The following is a 16,563-nucleotide window of genomic DNA, read 5'->3' on the forward strand; positions in this document are numbered from 1 at the left end:
TCACTTGTCCTCCTTATCGCCCTGGGTGCGCCGCAGGTCCGTGTTGAACGCCACCTCGTCCTCGTTGAGTTCCCCGCGGGCGACCGCCCGGCCCTGGCGGATGCCCTGCTGGAAGCTGGACAGCCGGCTGCGCGCCCGGTCGGGCGAGAGCGCGGGCATGGCGGGGACGGGCGAGGTGGCGTTCTCGGCACCTGTCGCGGACCCGGGCACCAGATTGGCCTTCGGAACCCGCTTGGGGAGGCCCGCCGTGGTGGTCCCGTCCCGGACGGGCTCCTGCACCACGGCCGCGGCCTGCCAGCCGGCGTCGGCGGGGTTCTGCTGCCAGGCGCCGGTGTCCTTCTCCTTGTCCTGCACCGGGTCCGCGCGGCGGAACCAGGCGGACTCGACGGAAGCGAAGATCGGCAGGAACTCGTCCTCCTGTTCCATCGGGGAGGGCCGCACGGCCGGCAGGGGTCCGGTGACGGCGTCCAGGTCAGAGGTTTCGTAACGGCGGGGCCGCATACGGGTCGGCAACTCGCCGGGTCCCGTAGGAGGACCGCCGTACCCGCCCGACCCCGTGCCAGGCTCCTGCGGGTTGCCGCCCCCGAACAGGCTCGGCCCGGTGCCCGGCCCGGTGAAACCGCCGGAGCCGGTCGAGGACCCGCCGAAGGCCGACCCCGTCGAGGGACCGCCGAAGCCGGTGGGGCCCGAGACCGGCCCGAAGACGTCCGTGGCTCCCCCCGTCTCGCCGAAGCCCCCCGTACCGCCGGTGGGCGGCCCGAACGCGGACGGGCCCATCGCGTCGTCGAACGCGCCGGTCGCCGGCCCGCCGAAGGAACCGGGGCCGCCGAAGGAACCGGCGGTGCCCGGCCCGGCGAACCCGCCGCCGCCGGTGGTCGGGCCGAGGGGCCCCGTCCCGTTGGCGCCGAACGTGGCCGGGCCCGTGGGCGAGCCGAACAGCTCCCCGGCCTGGGCGTCGAACGCGCCGCCGCCCTGTGTGGCGGAGGCGAACAGGTTCTGGCCGCCGGGCTGGCCGGACGCCGGCCAGGCGGGGGCACCCGCACCCGCGAACGCCTGCCCGCCGGACGAGCCGGTCGAGCCGGACGCGGAGGAGCCGCCCGCCGGGGTCGCGGGCATGCCCATGAGCGACTCGGGCAGCAGCACCATCGCGGTCAGGCCGCCGGCGTCGTGCCTGCGGAGCTGGACGCGGATGCCGTTGCGCAGCGCGAGGCGGCCGACCACGAACAGGCCCATGCGGCGCGACACCGACACGTCCACGACCGGCGGGTTGGCCAGCCGCCAGTTGGTCTGGGCGAGTTCCTCCTGGGTCATGCCGATGCCGGCGTCCGTGACGGAGATCATCACGCCGCCGCCGTCGATGCGGTTGGCCGAGACGGTCACCCGGGTCTCGCGCGGGGAGAACGAGATGGCGTTCTCGACGAGCTCGGCGAGCAGGTGGATGACGTCGTTGACGGCCTGGCCGACGATCGAGACGCCGGTCGGGACGTGCATGGCCACACGCTCGTAGTTCTCGACCTCCGACAGCGAGGCGCGGGTGACGTCGAGCAGGGGCACGGGCTGGCTCCACCGGCGCGCGGGCTCCTGGCCCGCGAGGACCAGCAGGTTCTCACTGTTGCGCCGCATGCGGGTGGCCAGGTGGTCCAGGCGGAACAGGTCGCCGAGCCGCTTGTCGTCCTGCTCGCCCTGCTCAAGGCCGTCGATCAGGGTGATCTGCCGCTCGACCAGCGTCTGGGTCCTGCGGGAGAGGTTGACGAACATGGCGCTGACGTTGCTGCGCAGCTGGGCCTCGTCGTTCGCGAGCCTGATCGCCTCGCGGTGGACCTCGTCGAAGGCCCGGGCGACCTCACCGACCTCGTCGTTGGAGACGACACCGATGGGGGTGACCTCCGGCGGGCCCGCAGCGCCCTCCGACTCGCGCAGTTTCTGCACCATCTCGGGCAGACGGCGGCCGGCGATCTCCAGCGCGCCGCCGCGCAGGCGCCGCAGCGGGATGACGAGGGAGCGGGCCATGACGGAGGTGATGACGAGGACCAGGATCATCAGCAGGACCACCGCGCCGATGTTGATGGCGGCCTGGTTCTGCTCGGTGCGGGCCAGCTCGGCGGACTGGTCGACGATGGAACGTCCCAGCGCGCGCTGGACGTCGTGCATGCGGTCCAGCCGCTCGCTGGAGGCACCGAACCAGTAGTCCACATCGCTGGTTCCACCGCCGAGGCCGCGCAGGAACTGGCCCTGCCGGACGAGCTCCAGCGCCCGGTCGACCAGGGCCGCGGCGACGTCGATCTTGGGGCCGCTGACGGTGTCCTGGTAGAGCTGGCCCTGGGTGAGCGTGGCGCGGGAGAAGAACGCCTGCAGCTCGCTGTCCTGCCGGGCGCGCGCGGCGTCGAAGGCTTCGAGCTCGGCCGGGGAGAACTGCTGGACCGTCAGGCCGATGCTCAGAATGCCGCGCTGGCGGGAGGCCTGTTCGGCGGCACGGCTGAGGGAGGCCAGGGCGGAGGCGCTCGCGTCGAGGGTGGCGTCGGTGCTGCCGCGGCCGATCTCGTCGAACATCGTGAGCAGGTCGTCGATGGCCAGGGAGTACTTCTGGAGCGTCGGGAGCGCGGGGAGCTGGGAGTCGCTCACGGTCTTGCGCAGGGATCCGAGCTGCGCCAGCCGGTCGAGCAGCCGCTGGTAGGGCAGGCGCCCGCTGTCGCGCAGGGCCGGCTCGACGGTGGCGCGGTGGTCCTGGACGATCTGGACGAGCGCGTCGACGGCGTTCTGCTGGTCGCGCAGCAGCAGTCTGGCCTGGCTTCCGTGCCGGCCACTCGCGACGAACCGGACCGACAGGTCACGTTCCAGGTCGAGCTGGTGGGCGAGATCGCCCAGGGTGGTCACGAACTGCGCCACCGTGCGGACGCGGTCGTACTCGGCCGCGTTCTGGATCGATGTCGCCACCCGGAGACCACCGAATAGGACGGCCACCAGAGTGGGCACCAGGATGAGCGCGATGAGACGGGTGCGCACCCGCCAGTTACGCAGCGCGAGCGAGCTTCCTGCCGACTGACGCGGGGCGGCGGGGGCGTCCGGGGCGGAGGGCGATCGGTCTGCGTCCGGCTTGGCGCGGCGACCGCTCTCGATTGTTGCTGTCCTCACAGGTCGCAACCTCTCGCCAGCTGGTCTGCGTGGGGAATGGACGCACTTGACGTGTGTGACACAAGGCAAGTGACGGGCAATCGGAGCACAAGCCTACGAGCACGATCAATAGCCGCGAGTGTTTGGACCGTTCCAAGAAATTATTCAGTTCCTGGAATGCGATTCGGTCTCGCATGTCAAGCTCACGTCCGCACACCCGGTCCGATGTGGCCAGTTCGTAGTCAAAGCCGTATTTATACCGTTCCAGAGCACCAAACGCCGCCATCAACTCAGTATTACGGTCAAAGTGGACTTTCTTACGAGTTTCATGACATAGGCGGCTTTTCCGTGTTAGCGCCGATCTTCCTCCGCTAAGCTTCACGCTCGCCGTGCCGGAAACCGCTCACATGCAGGTGACACGGCACTCTTCCCCCACAACTAATAGGACACCTCAATGAGAAGCTTTAGGGGTCGTACCTTCATCGTCGGCGTGGCCGCGGCTCTCACGCTCGCGGCATGCGGCGGATCGAACACCGGTTCGAGCAATACCGGCGGCGGGCTCGAAAAGACGACGATCAACATCGGCGCGATGCCCATCGCGGACGTCGCCGGGCTCTACATCGCCAACGAACGGGGCTTCTTCAAGGAAGAGGGGCTGACCGTCAACACCAAGATCATCAAGTCGGCGGCGGAGGCGATTCCCCAACTCCACAGCGGTGCCCTCGACGTCGGCATCGGCAACTACTTCACCATCTTATCGGCTGCCGAACGGACCCAGGACAAGTTCCGTTTCGTCGCCGACATCTACCAGTCGAAGCCCGACGTCTTCCAGATCGTCGTCCCCAAGGACTCGCCGATCCAGACGGTCAAAGACCTCAAGGGCAAAAAGGTCGCCGTCGCCTCGAAAAACAGCATCGCCGAGCTGGCCGTGGCCAACTCGCTGCGCACCGCCGGGCTCGACCCCAAGAACGACGTGCAGTGGGTCCCCATCCCGTTCCCCCAGATGCCGCCGGCCCTGAAGAACGGTGACGTGGAGGCCGCCTGGCTGACCGAGCCGTTCCTCACCGGCGTCCAGCAGGAGCAGGGCGCGCGCAAGATCGTCGACACGATGACCGGCGCCATGGCCGAATTCCCGATCTGTGGCTGGGTCGCGATGGACGACTGGGCCAAGAAGTACCCCAAGACGATGGCCGCCCTCCAGCGCGGCCTGCTCAAGGGACAGCAGATCGCGGCCGCCGACCGCAAGGCGGTGGAGAAGGTGCTCCCCTCCTACACGCAGATCAAGCCCGAGGTCGCCTCGGTCATCAATCTGGGTACCTACCCGACCACGCTCACCCCGGCCCGCATCCAGCGCGTCGCCGACCTGATGCTCGAGTACGGCTACCTGACCAAGAAGATGGACGTCACCTCCCTCCTGGCCCCGCTGCCTCAATGATCCGCGCCGCCCGAGTGGCCCGCGGCGCCGCCGGCGTCGCGGTCCTGCTCATCGCCGCCGAGTTGGCCGGGCGCACGGGCCTCGTGGACCCCTCGATGGTCCCGCTGATGTCGACGGTGCTGGCCCGCGCCGCGGGGCTGGTCGCCGACCAGCAGTTCCTGGCCGACGTCTGGGGGACCCTGATCGTCTGGGCCGCCGGGCTGCTCCTCGCCGTGGCGATCGCCGTCCCCCTGGGCATGCTGCTCGGCAGCCTCCCCCGCGCCGAGACGGCCACGCGTCCCCTGGTGGAGTTCCTGCGCCCGATCCCCTCGGTCGCCCTGCTCCCGCTGATCACGCTGCTGATCCCGGACGACTCGGCCATCAAGATCACGGCGGTCGTGTACGCGGCGGCGTGGCCGTTGCTCATCAACACGATGTACGGGCTGCGCGACGTCGACCCGATCGCCAAGGAGACCCTGCGCAGCTTCGGTTTCGGGCGGTTCGCCGTGCTCGCCCGGGTCTCGCTGCCGAGCGCGGCGCCGTTCGTCCTGACGGGCGTGCGGCTCGCCGCCGCGGTCGGCCTGATCGTCGCGGTGAGCGCGGAGCTCATCACCGGCGGCACGGCGGGGCTGGGCGCCTTCATGATCCGCGCGGGTGCCGGCTTCCGCACCGACCTCGTCCTGGCGGCAACGCTGTGGGCGGGGGTTCTCGGCCTGGTGGCCAACGCTCTGCTCCTGAAGTTGCAGCGCAGGGCGTTCCGCTGGCACGCGGCGACGTCCGGGGAGGTCTCATGAGCGCCACCACCGCCCTCCCGGCCGCGGAGGGCACCAAGCGGAGGACCCGCGGGGGCCGCCTCGCCGGCCTGCTGACGCGGGTGTGGCTGATCCCGGTGGCCGTCGCCGCCTGGGAGATCGGCACCCGCCAGGCCGCGTCGACCTATTTCCCCCCGCCCTCGCAGATCGTCGCCCGCGCGTACGAGCTGTGGTTCTCCGGGCCCGCGTCGCACCTGTTCCTCACCGACGACGCGCTCGGCGACTTCCTGCCGAGCCTGGCCCGGATGTTCGGCGGGTGGGCGGCGGCCTGCGTGCTCGGCGTCGGGCTCGGGGTGGCGCTCGGACGCTCCCGCGCGCTCGCCGGGTACATCGACCCGATCGTCGAGTTCTGCAGGGCGATCCCGCCCCCGGCGCTGGTCCCGCTGTTCATCGTCATCTTCAAGCTCGGCACCGAGATGCAGGTGGCGACGATCGTCTACGGGGTGATCTGGCCCATCCTGATCAACTCCATCGACGGGGCCCGCTACGTGGGTCGTCTGCACATGGACACGGCGGAGGTCTTCGGGATGGGACGGGCCCAGCGGCTCTTCCGGATCATCCTGCCGGCGGCCGGTCCGAAGATCTTCGCCGGGCTCCGGCTCAGCGTCTCCCTGGCCGTGATCCTGATGGTGCTGTCCGAACTGGTCGGCAGCACCAACGGGATCGGCTACCAGCTCGGCACCACACAGATGAACTTCGACCTGGCCGGCATGTGGAGCGTCATCGTCCTTCTCGGCGTCCTCGGGCTCGTGTTGAACGTGTCCTTCCTCGCCGTGGAGCGGCGCGTCCTCTCCTGGCACCGGCGAGCCCGGCAGACAACCTGAGGAAGCGGGAAGCATCGTGCTCGACGTCGTCAACCTGAGGCACACCTACGGCCAGGGGCCCGCCGCCCACCACGCCCTCGGCGGCATCGACCTGAAGGTCACCGAAGGCGAGCTGGTGAGCGTGGTCGGGCCCTCCGGCTGCGGGAAGTCCACCCTGCTCCGCTCCATCGCGGGGCTCATCCAGCCCACCCACGGGCACATCCGCATCCAGGACGGCCACGTCACCGGCGCGCCGGGCGAGCTGGCCGTCGTCTTCCAGGACTACAGCCGCTCGCTGTTCCCCTGGATGACGGTCGGCGAGAACGTGGCGCTCCCGCTGCGCCGCCGGGGATTGGACCGTGCCGCCCGGCGCGCCGCCGCGGCCGAGGCGCTCGCGGAGGTCGGGCTGCCGGACGCGGCGGCGAAGTACCCGTGGGAGCTGTCGGGCGGCATGCAGCAGCGCGTGGCGATCGCGCGGGCTCTGGCGTACCGGCCCACACTGCTGCTCATGGACGAGCCCTTCGGCTCGGTGGACGCCCAGACCCGTGAGGACCTGGAGGATCTGGTGCTGAAGGTGCGAGAGCTGCACCGGATGACGATCCTGCTGATCACGCACGACATCGACGAAAGCGTGTACGTCGGGGACCGCGTCGTCGTCCTCACGAAGTCACCGGCGCGGGTCGCGGGAGAACTGGCCGTCGACCTGCCCTTCCCCCGCGACCAGATCGGCACCCGGGAGCTGCCCGCGTTCGTGCACCTGCGCGCCGAGGTCGGCCGCCTGGTGCGCGCCAAGGAGCAGCTCCCCACCTTCCATGCCTCCCAGCAGGCATGATCCCCCCGGCACCCTTCGGGGGCCGCATCTCACGACTGGAGTGCACATGACCGAGCCTTCGAGCGCCATCACCGAGATCATCGCCGGTGGCTGGCGCCTGTCGGCCCTGAAGACCATGGTCGAACTCGACTGTGCCCGCCACCTGGCCGAAGGGCCTCTGACGGTGTCCGAGCTGGCCGGGCGCTGCGGGGCGCACGCGCCCTCGCTCGGCCGGATCCTGCGGACGCTCGGCGCGGTGGGCGTGGTCAGGACCGTGGACGTCGACACCTACGCCCTCACCGAGGCCGGCGCGCTGCTCACCGAGGACGCCGAGGGGTCCATGCGCAGCGCCGTGCTGACCAACATGGACCCGGTGCTCTCCTCCGCCACCAACGAGCTGCTCACCGAGACGGTGCGCACGGGGCGGTCGGCGTTCACCGAGCGGTACGGCGTCCTGTACGACTACCTGTCCGAGCACCCCGAGCTGGCGTCGGTGTTCAACAACTTCATGACCGGCCGCGCGCTCCCCATGGCGCGGGGCGTCGCCGAGCGGTACGACTTCTCCTCGATCGGGAAGCTCGCCGACCTCGGCGGCGGGCGCGGGCACATCCTGGCGGAGGTGCTCCGGGCCAACCCTGACCTGCGGGGCCTGCTGTTCGAGCTGCCGCACGTCCTGCCGGACGCCCGCGCGGCGTTCGACGAGTGGGGCCTGACCGACCGGTGCGAGTTCGTGAGCGGCGACTTCTTCTCCGCCGCGCCGGAGGGCCCTGACGCGTACCTGATGGGCAGCGTCATCCACAACTGGGACGACGCCAACGCGCTGCGGATCCTGAAGGTGGTGCGCGCCGCGATGTCCGCCGACGCGCGCCTGCTGCTGGTGGAGATCGTCGTTCCGGACGACGACACCCCGCACTACGGCAAGGACCTCGACATCCGGATGATGGGGCTGTTCGGCCAGGGCCGCGAGCGCAGCCGCTCCGAGCACACCGTGCTGATCGAGAAGGCCGGCATGACGGTCACGGACGTGATCCCGCTGCCGTTCCACGCCAGCCTGATCGAGGCCCGGCCCATCTAGAGCCGATCCGGACCTGAACCGGCCGCCGGTGGCGGTTCCCGGCAGGGAGGTCAGCGGCCTCCCCAGCCGGGAACCGCCACCCGCATGGTCAGCGCGTGCTCGACCAGCGCGATGAGCGTGCTCTTCACCGAGTCTCGCGAGCGGGCGTCGGTCCGGACGAGCGGGATGTGCGGGGCCAGCGTCAGCGCCTCGCGGACCTCCTCGTCGGCGTGGGCGTACCGGCCGTCCCAGCCGTTGATGCCGACGACGAACGGGAGCTGGGCCTCCTCGAAGTAGTCGATCGCCGGGAAGCAGTCCGCCAGCCGCCGCGTGTCCACCAGCACGACCGCGCCGATCGCACCCCGCACCAGGTCGTCCCACATGAACCAGAACCGGTGCTGACCCGGCGTCCCGAACAGGTAAAGGATCAGATCCTGGTCCAGGGACACACGTCCGAAGTCCATCGCCACGGTCGTGGTGGTCTTGTTCGGGGTCAGCCCGAGATCGTCGATGCCGGCGCTGGCGTCGGTCATGACCGCCTCGGTCGTGAGGGGGACGATCTCCGACACCGCCCCCACGAACGTGGTCTTGCCGACGCCGAAGCCGCCCGCGACGACGATCTTCGTCGACGTGAGCGCCCCGCCGCGGCTAGAGCCTGCGAAGTCCACTGAGAACCCTTTCGAGCAGGTTGAGATCCGGCTTGCCCGTTTCGAGCTGCGGGTGGTGCACCTGGACGAGGCCCTCGGCCGCCATGTCGGCGATCACGATCCGGGCCACGCCGAGAGGCATCCGCAGCATCGCGGCGATTTCGGCGACCGACCGCACCTGACGGCACAGCGTGCTGATCGCCTGCTTCTCCGGGGTGAGCACCGACAGATCCTGGTGCGCCGACGTGGCGGAGGAGACGAGAGCCTCCATGGCCAGGGAGGTCCTCGGCGCGGTGCGCCCCCCGGTCATGGCGTAGGGCCGGACCAGCGAGCTCTGCTCCACCGGTTCCGGCGCGGGAAAGGGCGCGGCCGCGCCGGGGAACCGGCGTGGGTCCTCGATCTGCGCGTACGACGAACCGCCGCTCAGCGGGTCGCCGTCATCCGTCCAGCCACGACGTGCCATGGCGTCCTCCTGTCATCGGCCTCTCACCTGGGTTGAGACGCCTGGAGTTCGGCACGCACAGCCGGGGTAAGCACCTGACCGGCACGCTCGACCAACAACGTCATCTGATAGGCCACCAGGCCCATGTCACAGTCGGCGGCGGCGAGCACGGCGAGACAGGAGCCGTCGCTGACCGACATGATCAGCAAAAGCCCCCGCTGCATCTCCACGACGGTCTGCGTGACCGCCCCGCCCTCGAAAACCCGGGAGGCGCCCTGCGTCAGGCTGATCAGACCCGCGGCCACCGCCGCGAGCTGGTCGGCCCTGTCCTTCGGGAAGCCCTCTGAGAAGGCCAGGGGCAGTCCGTCGGCCGACACCACGACCGTGTGAGCGACGCCAGGGACGTTGTTCACGAAGTCGGTGATCAGCCAGTTGACGCCACGGGCCGCCTGGCTCAGCTCCCTCACGAGTCCTCCTTGTTGCGTTCACCGTTTCCATTAGCGGAAAGGTCGTCGTTGAGCTCGCCGCGGGCGGCGGCCCTTCCCCTGCGCACGCCCTGCTGGAAGCTCGACAGCCGGCTGCGCACCCGGTCGGGCGAGAGCGTGGGCTGCGGCGAGGCGAAGACGGACGGCCCGGGGTCGGCCGAGCCGGGGACGAGGTTGGCTTTCGGCACCCGCTTGGGCAGCCCGGAGGAGGTGATGCCTCCGAGCGAGGGGTCGCTGGCCGCCTGCGCCGCCTGCCAGCCCGCGTCACCCGGGGAGGACCAGGACCTGGCCTCGGCCGGCCGCATCGGGGCGGCGGGCTCCTCGTACGCGGCCTGCGGCGCGGCGGGGGCCGGGCCCTCCTCCCGCGGAACCGCCTCGAACGTGCTGGTGTCCTGCTCGACGACGTCGCTGCGGCGGAACCAGTCCGACTCGACGGCGGCGAAGATCGGGAGGAACTCCTCCTGCGCCTCGTCCAGCGGCGAGCTGTGGACGGCGGGCAGCGGGCCGGTGTGGTCCATGTCCGGTACGGCGCCGAACGTGCGGGCCGACCTTTCGAGCGGACCGGTCGCGGGGCCGCTGAGGCCGCCGGCGACGGGGCCCGTGCCGGGGCCGGAGCGCCCGCCGGTCGCGGGGCCCGTGTGCCCGCCGGATACGGCGGGCCACGACGCGGTGTCCTGGTCGGCCGGGTCGGGCCAGGCGGACTCGGGCTTGGCGCCGCCGGGCGGCGGGACCTCCGAGGGCCACGGCGTGTCGAGCGGCGGGTTGGGGTTGAAGTAGCGGTCGAACGGGTCCTGGTCGCCGGTCGCGTCCTTCTCGCCGCGCGGGCGCTCGAAGGGGTTGTCGAACGGGCCGGGCGCGCCGCCCTGACCGGCCGGGGTGGCGAACGGGTCGCGTCCGGGGCTCTGCGTGCGCTCGAACGGGCCGGGCTGGAAGGGACCGCGGTTGACCGGACCGGGGCCCGCGGAGATACCCGGGTCGTCGGCTCCGAACACCGGGGCGCGCATCCCGCGCGAGCCGGAGCTCTCGAAGGCGCCTGGGGTGGCGAACGGCGAGCCGCCGCCCGGCCCGCCGAACTGGCCGGTGACCGGCTCGGCGACGTCGGCGGCCGGCATGCCCGCGTACTGGGGCGCGCCCGGCGCGGACAGCAGCGACTCGGGCAGCAGCACCATCGCGGTCAGGCCGCCGGCGTCCTGCAGGCGGAGCTGCACCCGGATACTGTGGCGCAGCGCGAGGCGGCCGACCACGAACAGGCCCATGCGGCGCGACACCGACACGTCCACGACCGGCGGGTTGGCCAGCCGCCAGTTGCAGTCGGCGAGCTCGTCGGAGGTCATGCCGATGCCGCTGTCGCTGACCGAGATCATCATGCCGCCGCCGTCGATGCGGTTGCTCGACACGATGACCTTGGTCTCGCGCGGCGAGAAGGAGATGGCGTTCTCGACCAGCTCGGCGATCAGGTGGACGACGTCGTTGACGGCCTGGCCGACGATGGCCGTCCCGGACGGCACCCGCAGGTCGACCCGCTCGTAGTTCTCGACCTCCGACAGCGACGCGCGGACGATGTCGACGATCGGGACCGGCTGGCTCCACCGGCGCGCGGTCTCCTGGCCCGCGAGGACCAGCAGGTTCTCACTGTTGCGCCGCATGCGGGTGGCCAGGTGGTCGAGCTTGAACAGGTTCGCGAGACGGCCCTCGTCCTGCTCGCCCTGCTCCAGGCCGTCGATCAGGGTGAGCTGGCGCTCGACCAGCGTCTGGCTGCGCCGGGAGAGGTTGACGAACATCGCGTTGACGTTGCTGCGCAGGCGGGCCTCGTCGCCCGCCAGGCGGATCGCCTCGCGGTGGACCTCGTCGAAGGCCCGGGCGACTTCTCCCATCTCGTCGCGCGAGGTGACGCCGATGGGCACGACCTCCGCGGTCGGGGAGCTGTCGGTGCTCTCGCGCAGCCGCTGGACGGTCTCGGGGAGCCGGACGCCGGCGATCTCCAGCGCCTCGGCGCGCAGGCGGCGCAGCGGGCGGGTCAGGGAGCTCGCCACCGCGACGGTGATGATGAGGACGAGCAGCAACAGCACGATGATGACGGCGCTGGAGATCAGGACCTGGCGCTGCGCGTCCTCCTGCAGCGTCTGGCTCTGCTGCACGACCGAGCCCACGAGGCGCTCCTCGACCTTGCGCATGCGGTCGGCGACGGCCGAGAAGGAGGTGTACCACAGCGTGGTGTCATCGCGGCGGGTCTGGTCGAGGTCCTGGATCTCCTTGTACTGGCGGAGCTGGGCCAGCGCCAGGGCGCGCATCCAGTCGGCCTTGTCGACCTGCTGGCCGCGCACGGTCTCGTTGTAGAACTTGACGTCGGCGGGCGTGGCCTCGGCGAGGAAGGTCGCGGTCTCGCGCTCCTGAGCGCTCCAGGAGCCGGGGAAGCTGACGAAGTCGTCGTAGTCGAACCCGCCGCCCGTAGTCCCGCGGGTGGCGAGGCCGACGGTCATGATGCCGCGCTGGCGCGAGACCTCTTCCTTGGCGCGGCTGAGCGCGCCGAGGGCGATGCTGTCACCGAACAGGCGCTGGTCGGCGCCGGAGGTGCCGAGCTCGCTCTGCATGGAGCTGAGGACGCCGACGACCCGGCCGTACATCCCGAGCGCGGCTCGGGGGGGGACACTGGTGTCCTCGACGATTCGGGCCCTGAGACCGGGCAGGCCCTCCAGCCAGCGGCGGATCTGCTCGGCCTCGGCCCGGACACGCGCGGTGTGGGACTGGTCGAGGCTGGAGACCGCGGCGAGGACCGGCTGGCGGACCTTGTCGACGATCTCCTGCTGGGCGTGGACCTTCTTGAACCGCACCGCCCGCCGGCCTTCGGCGATGTACCAGGCCGTCAGGTCGCGTTCCTTGTCGATCTCGTGGACCAGGACGTCGATCTTCTGGACCAGAATGGCGACGTCGGTGAGGCGACGGTAGTCCGAGGAGGTCGCGGCGGCGTCGGTGAGCTGCGCGGCACCGAGGAAGACGCCGACGATCGTCGGGATGATGATGAGGGCCACGAGACGTGATCGGACACGCCAGTTCTGGAGCCGGAGCCGGCTGCCGGTCTTCGGCGTACGCGCCATGGATGGCGCCGACCGCTCCACACGGCCCTTTCGACCTGGGTTACCCCGGGGGTCTTTTGTCCTCACTGGTTTTCGCAACCTCTCACCGAGCCTGGCGTTCAGGGGGGTACGTCACGCGCGAGGCGCAGGAGACGTCCGAGACATCCATCAGGCGAGGGTAATTGGAGCACACCCTTACCAGATCGGCCAACAGCACATTCATGGACAAACATCACCAAACAAGGCGTCCAGGGGATAAATCCCCCTTTTCGCTTCCGTAACTATGCGGGGCGAAATCCTTCACGGGGCTCGGAGGACGCGTGTTTGATCATCAGGTGGCGGGTGACCGAGTACTCTTGTACCGCTTCCTGGCTCATGTCCTTGCCGAATCCGCTACCCTTGACCCCTCCGTGTGGGGCCTCCGACGCGATCGGCAGGTGATCATTGACCCAGGTCACGCCCACATCGAGGCGATGCGAGACCCGCAGCGCCCGCGCGACGTCCCGCGACCAGACCGACGACGCCAGCCCGTACGGGGTGTCGTTGGCGAGGCGCACCGCTTCATCCTCGCCCGAGAAGGGGATCACGACCAGCACAGGGCCGAAAACCTCGCCCCGCACGATTTCACTGTCCTGCGCCGCCCCCGCGACGAGCGTGGGCGGATAGTAGAAGCCCGACCCCCCGGGAACCGTCCCGCCGCACAGCACCCGCGCCCCCGCGTCCGCCGCGCGCCGCACGAAGCCGTGCACCCGCTCGCGATGGCCCGCGGAGATGAGCGGCCCGATGTCGGTCGCCGTGTCCCACGGGTCGCCGAACGCGACGCCCGCGAGCGTCTCCCGCAGCGCCTCGACCGCCTGGTCGTACACCGCGCGCTCGACGTACACGCGGGTCGCCGCCGTGCAGTCCTGCCCGGTGTTGTACGTCGCGCCCATCGCGACACCCTTGGCCATCTCCGGCAGGTCGGCGTCCCCGAACACCAGCGCGGGCGCCTTGCCGCCCAGCTCCAGGTGGACGCGCTTGAGCCCGGTGCCCGCCTCGCCGGCGGCGCCGCGCATGACGGCCCTGCCGGTGGCGGTCGAGCCGGTCACGCTGACCATGTCGACGCCCGGGTCCGTGACCAGCGCCTGCCCGACCTCGGCGTCGCCGGTGACCACGCGCAGCACGCCCTCGGGAAGGCCCGCCTTCACCGCCAGCTCCGCCAGCCGCAGCGTGGTGCCGGGCGTCTGCGGGGCGGGCTTGATCACGACGGCGTTGCCCGCGGCCAGCGCGGGGCCGACCTTCCAGATCCCCATCACCAGCGGGAAGTTCCACGGCGCGATGGACGCCACGACGCCGAGCGGGCGGCGGATGAGCACCGAGGTGTACCCCGCGCTCAGCACGCCCGCGCCGCTGCCCTCCAGCGAGCGGGCCGCGCCCGCGAAGAACCGCAGGTTGTCCGCGGCGAAGGGCAGCTCGCCGTCACGGAACACCGTCGCGGGCTTGCCGGTCTCGGCGACCTCCAGCCGGGTCAGTTCCTCGGCGTCGGACTCGACCAGGTCGGCCAGGCGCAGCAGCACGCGCGCCCGCTCCCCCGGCGTCGCGTTCGCCCAGTCCCGGTAGGCGTCCCTGGCCTCGCGTACGGCGCGCGCGACCTCGGCGGGCGGGGTGTCCTGCACCGGGGCCAGCGGTTCTCCGGTGGCCGGGTTCACGGGGGTCTTGCTCATGGTGCTCTTTCTTGTTGGCGCGGCCCTGTGGGTGTGGCCCTGTTGGTACGGCCCTGTTGGTACGGCCCTGTTGGTGTGGCCCGGTCCCGCCGCGGTGGCGGGACCGGCGGGGGTGGGGCTCAGACGGCCGTGCCGCTGGTGGCGCCGGTCGCGGTCTCCTCGATCAGGTCGGCGGCCCGGCGCAGGCCGTCGCGGCGGCGGATCTCCTCGCCCGCCTCGGCCAGGCGCACCCGCAGGGCGGTGTCCCCGAGCAGCCGGTCCAGGGCGGAGATCAGTTCCTCGTCGGTGAAGGTGTAGGTCGACAGGCGGACGCCGAGGCCGAGCTCGTGGATGCGCTGGGCGTTGTCGTACTGGTCCCAGAACAGCGGCAGCAGGATCATCGGCTTGCCGAAGTGCAGCGCCTCGGTGGTGGTGTTGTTGCCGCCGTGCGTGATGACCAGGTCCACCAGGGGCAGCACCTTGGTCTGCGGGACGACCTCGGCGCCCCACATGTTGTCCGCCAGCTTGATCTCCTCGTGCAGCGGGCCCTTGGAGACGATGTAGCGGTGCGGCGTGGTGGCCAGCACATCGATGACGCGCTGCATCAGCTCGACGTCGGCCGAGCCGAGCGAGCCGAGCGAGAAGTAGACCAGGGAGCCCTCGCCGCCCGCAAGCGACTCGGGCACCTCGAAGCTCTGGTCGGTCTCGCGCACCGAGGAGTCCAGGCGGTACCACGTGGGGCCGAGCGGCCGGGCGTCGGTGTAGTCGGCGATCTCGGGGTACACGTACAGGTTGCGGTCGCCCTCGTGGATGAACTCCAGTTCGGGCAGCGGCCGGGCGCCCTGCTCGACGACCCACTCGTTGAACGCGGTCCAGATCTCGCGGTGGGTGCGGTCGTACTCGGCGTGGAAGGCGTCCCACTCGCTCCGGTCGTCCGCGGGCAGGCCGCTGAAGACGGGCGCGACGTTCTCGCCCTTCACCTCCAGCGGGTTGCAGGAGACGATGCGCACGAACGGCTTGCCGGCGGTGAGCAACGCCGGGAAGGTGATGACGTTGTCCTCGACGATGACGTCCGGGTTCACCCGCTCGATGATCGCCCTGAGCTGCGGCTCGCAGTACTTGGCGCCGTCGATGAGCGCGTCCCAGATCGGCTTGGTGACCGTCTCCAGCTGAACGAGCGTCGACTTGCGGTACTCGGGGGCGGTGTCGCGGATGAAGTCCTTCCAGAACTGGCCCGGGTCCTGCTCCTCCTCGGCGGGCGGGGCCAGGTCGACCAGGTCCTCCTCGAAGCCCATCGCGACGAGCTTGCCCTTCCACGACGCCTCGGCCGCGAACACCACGCGGTGGCCCCGGCGACGAAGGATGTCGCCGATGCCGATGCAGTTGTTCGTCGGCCCGTAGGCGCTCTCCGGCATGAAAAGTATGGTGGCCATCAGTACTCCATCGGATTTGAAGGACGATTCAAATACGTGTGGGCGGGGTAGGTCAAACTCCAGTTTCGTATGGCCTGGAGGGGAAGAGTGGTTTTACACTCCATCTTCAACAACGGGGCACAGGGGAGGCTGGCATGAGCTCGCGCAAGAGCCGGGCGGACCGGCGGGTGGACCTCATCGAGGCCGCTCGCCGGGCGATCCTCCGCTACGGCACCCAGGGCGTGCACCTCAACCACGTTGCCGAGGAGGCCGGGCTCACGTCGGGCGCGGTGCTCTACCACTACCCCGACCTGAGCGAGCTGCTGGTCGAGGCGCACCACGCCGGCATGGAGCGGTTCTACGAGCTGCGCGTCAAGCGCGTCTCCGGCCTCAGCGACCCCGCGCAGAAGCTCGTGGTCACCATCCGGTCCGGGCTGCCGGTCGGCCCGGACGACCCGGGCGTGCGGCTGCTGAACGAACTCGGCGGCGCGGCGGCGCGCAACCGGGTGTACGCCGTGCTGCTGACCACGCTGTACGACCGGCAGGTCGCGATGTACCAGTCCATCCTCGACACGGGCGCGGCCCTCGGCGTCTTCACGCTGACGGGGGACTCCGTGGTCATCGCGCGCAACCTGGTGGCGCTGGAGGACGCGTACGGCTACCGCATCACCGCGCGCCACCCCGTGATCGGCCCCGACGAGGCGGCCGAGCTCATCCTCAGCTACGCGAGGACGGTCACCGGCAACACGCTGCGGGTCCCGCTCAACTGACACCTCAACGGGCACCTCGGCCTGCGCCCGGGCCGGGACGGCGGCG

General features: G+C 70.7%; 13 protein-coding genes. 6 read left to right on the top strand and 7 right to left on the bottom strand.

The features are described from left to right. Positions 1-3,132, bottom strand: a complete 3,132-nt coding sequence (locus AB0H21_RS13050) for a nitrate- and nitrite sensing domain-containing protein (RefSeq protein WP_358515529.1) — start codon at positions 3,130-3,132, stop codon at positions 1-3. Between the two features lie 433 nt (positions 3,133-3,565). Between AB0H21_RS13050 and AB0H21_RS13055 the strand changes: the two genes are divergently transcribed. Genes AB0H21_RS13055 through AB0H21_RS13075 form a run of 5 tightly spaced genes read left to right on the top strand, consistent with a single transcriptional unit; the run spans position 3,566 to position 8,026 of the window. Beyond that, the gene (locus AB0H21_RS13055) at positions 3,566-4,546 is read left to right on the top strand and encodes an ABC transporter substrate-binding protein (RefSeq protein ID WP_358515532.1); all 981 of its coding nucleotides are present in this window, start codon (positions 3,566-3,568) and stop codon (positions 4,544-4,546) included. Beyond that, on the top strand, positions 4,543-5,319 hold the full coding sequence (locus tag AB0H21_RS13060) for an ABC transporter permease subunit (RefSeq protein WP_358515535.1): 777 nt from the start codon (positions 4,543-4,545) through the stop codon (positions 5,317-5,319). The genes AB0H21_RS13055 and AB0H21_RS13060 overlap by 4 nt, the downstream gene beginning before the upstream one ends. Beyond that, positions 5,316-6,161, top strand: a complete 846-nt coding sequence (locus AB0H21_RS13065) for an ABC transporter permease (RefSeq protein ID WP_358515537.1) — start codon at positions 5,316-5,318, stop codon at positions 6,159-6,161. The genes AB0H21_RS13060 and AB0H21_RS13065 overlap by 4 nt, the downstream gene beginning before the upstream one ends. 16 nt (positions 6,162-6,177) lie before the next feature. Continuing rightward, the gene (locus tag AB0H21_RS13070) at positions 6,178-6,972 is read left to right on the top strand and encodes an ABC transporter ATP-binding protein (protein ID WP_358515539.1); all 795 of its coding nucleotides are present in this window, start codon (positions 6,178-6,180) and stop codon (positions 6,970-6,972) included. A gap of 46 nt (positions 6,973-7,018) precedes the next feature. After that, positions 7,019-8,026: a methyltransferase gene (locus AB0H21_RS13075; RefSeq protein ID WP_358515541.1), complete on the top strand. Its 1,008-nt coding sequence runs from the start codon at positions 7,019-7,021 to the stop codon at positions 8,024-8,026. 50 nt (positions 8,027-8,076) lie between these two features. Here AB0H21_RS13075 and AB0H21_RS13080 read toward each other — a convergent pair whose 3' ends face one another. The 6 genes from AB0H21_RS13080 to AB0H21_RS13105 all read right to left on the bottom strand — a co-directional run bounded on the left by AB0H21_RS13080 (position 8,077) and on the right by AB0H21_RS13105 (position 15,768). Then, positions 8,077-8,673, bottom strand: a complete 597-nt coding sequence (locus AB0H21_RS13080; protein WP_114028915.1) for an ATP/GTP-binding protein — start codon at positions 8,671-8,673, stop codon at positions 8,077-8,079. Beyond that, the gene (locus AB0H21_RS13085) at positions 8,654-9,115 is read right to left on the bottom strand and encodes a DUF742 domain-containing protein (protein ID WP_358515543.1); all 462 of its coding nucleotides are present in this window, start codon (positions 9,113-9,115) and stop codon (positions 8,654-8,656) included. The genes AB0H21_RS13080 and AB0H21_RS13085 overlap by 20 nt, the downstream gene beginning before the upstream one ends. 23 nt (positions 9,116-9,138) lie before the next feature. Next, entirely contained in the window at positions 9,139-9,552 is a 414-nt protein-coding gene (locus tag AB0H21_RS13090) for a roadblock/LC7 domain-containing protein (RefSeq protein ID WP_214413570.1), read from the bottom strand. Positions 9,553-9,557: 5 nt separating this feature from the next. Further along, positions 9,558-12,608 (bottom strand): nitrate- and nitrite sensing domain-containing protein, encoded by a 3,051-nt coding sequence (locus AB0H21_RS13095; RefSeq protein WP_358515546.1) that lies wholly within the window; start codon positions 12,606-12,608, stop codon positions 9,558-9,560. Positions 12,609-12,934: 326 nt separating this feature from the next. Beyond that, positions 12,935-14,356, bottom strand: a complete 1,422-nt coding sequence (locus AB0H21_RS13100) for an aminobutyraldehyde dehydrogenase (protein WP_358515548.1) — start codon at positions 14,354-14,356, stop codon at positions 12,935-12,937. A gap of 119 nt (positions 14,357-14,475) precedes the next feature. Continuing rightward, positions 14,476-15,768: a glycosyltransferase gene (locus tag AB0H21_RS13105; RefSeq protein ID WP_358515551.1), complete on the bottom strand. Its 1,293-nt coding sequence runs from the start codon at positions 15,766-15,768 to the stop codon at positions 14,476-14,478. 134 nt (positions 15,769-15,902) lie between these two features. On the opposite strand from AB0H21_RS13105, the gene AB0H21_RS13110 reads away from it, so the two are divergent. Beyond that, positions 15,903-16,517 (top strand): TetR family transcriptional regulator, encoded by a 615-nt coding sequence (locus tag AB0H21_RS13110; protein ID WP_358515561.1) that lies wholly within the window; start codon positions 15,903-15,905, stop codon positions 16,515-16,517. Positions 16,518-16,563 lie beyond the last annotated feature (46 nt).

Origin of the sequence: Sphaerisporangium sp. NPDC051011 (assembly GCF_040653595.1) — a bacterium.
Classification (GTDB): domain Bacteria; phylum Actinomycetota; class Actinomycetes; order Streptosporangiales; family Streptosporangiaceae; genus Sphaerisporangium.

Bases quoted from the DNA above. Each gene is read 5' to 3' on its own strand.
- AB0H21_RS13065 (WP_358515537.1), top strand. From the start codon at position 5,316: ATGAGCGCCACCACCGCCCTCCCGGCCGCGGAGGGCACCAAGCGGAGG.
- AB0H21_RS13060 (WP_358515535.1), top strand. From the start codon at position 4,543: ATGATCCGCGCCGCCCGAGTGGCCCGCGGCGCCGCCGGCGTCGCGGTC.
- AB0H21_RS13075 (WP_358515541.1), top strand. From the start codon at position 7,019: ATGACCGAGCCTTCGAGCGCCATCACCGAGATCATCGCCGGTGGCTGG.
- AB0H21_RS13110 (WP_358515561.1), top strand. From the start codon at position 15,903: ATGAGCTCGCGCAAGAGCCGGGCGGACCGGCGGGTGGACCTCATCGAG.
- AB0H21_RS13100 (WP_358515548.1), bottom strand. From the start codon at position 14,356: ATGAGCAAGACCCCCGTGAACCCGGCCACCGGAGAACCGCTGGCCCCG.
- AB0H21_RS13105 (WP_358515551.1), bottom strand. From the start codon at position 15,768: ATGGCCACCATACTTTTCATGCCGGAGAGCGCCTACGGGCCGACGAAC.
- AB0H21_RS13055 (WP_358515532.1), top strand. From the start codon at position 3,566: ATGAGAAGCTTTAGGGGTCGTACCTTCATCGTCGGCGTGGCCGCGGCT.
- AB0H21_RS13085 (WP_358515543.1), bottom strand. From the start codon at position 9,115: ATGGCACGTCGTGGCTGGACGGATGACGGCGACCCGCTGAGCGGCGGT.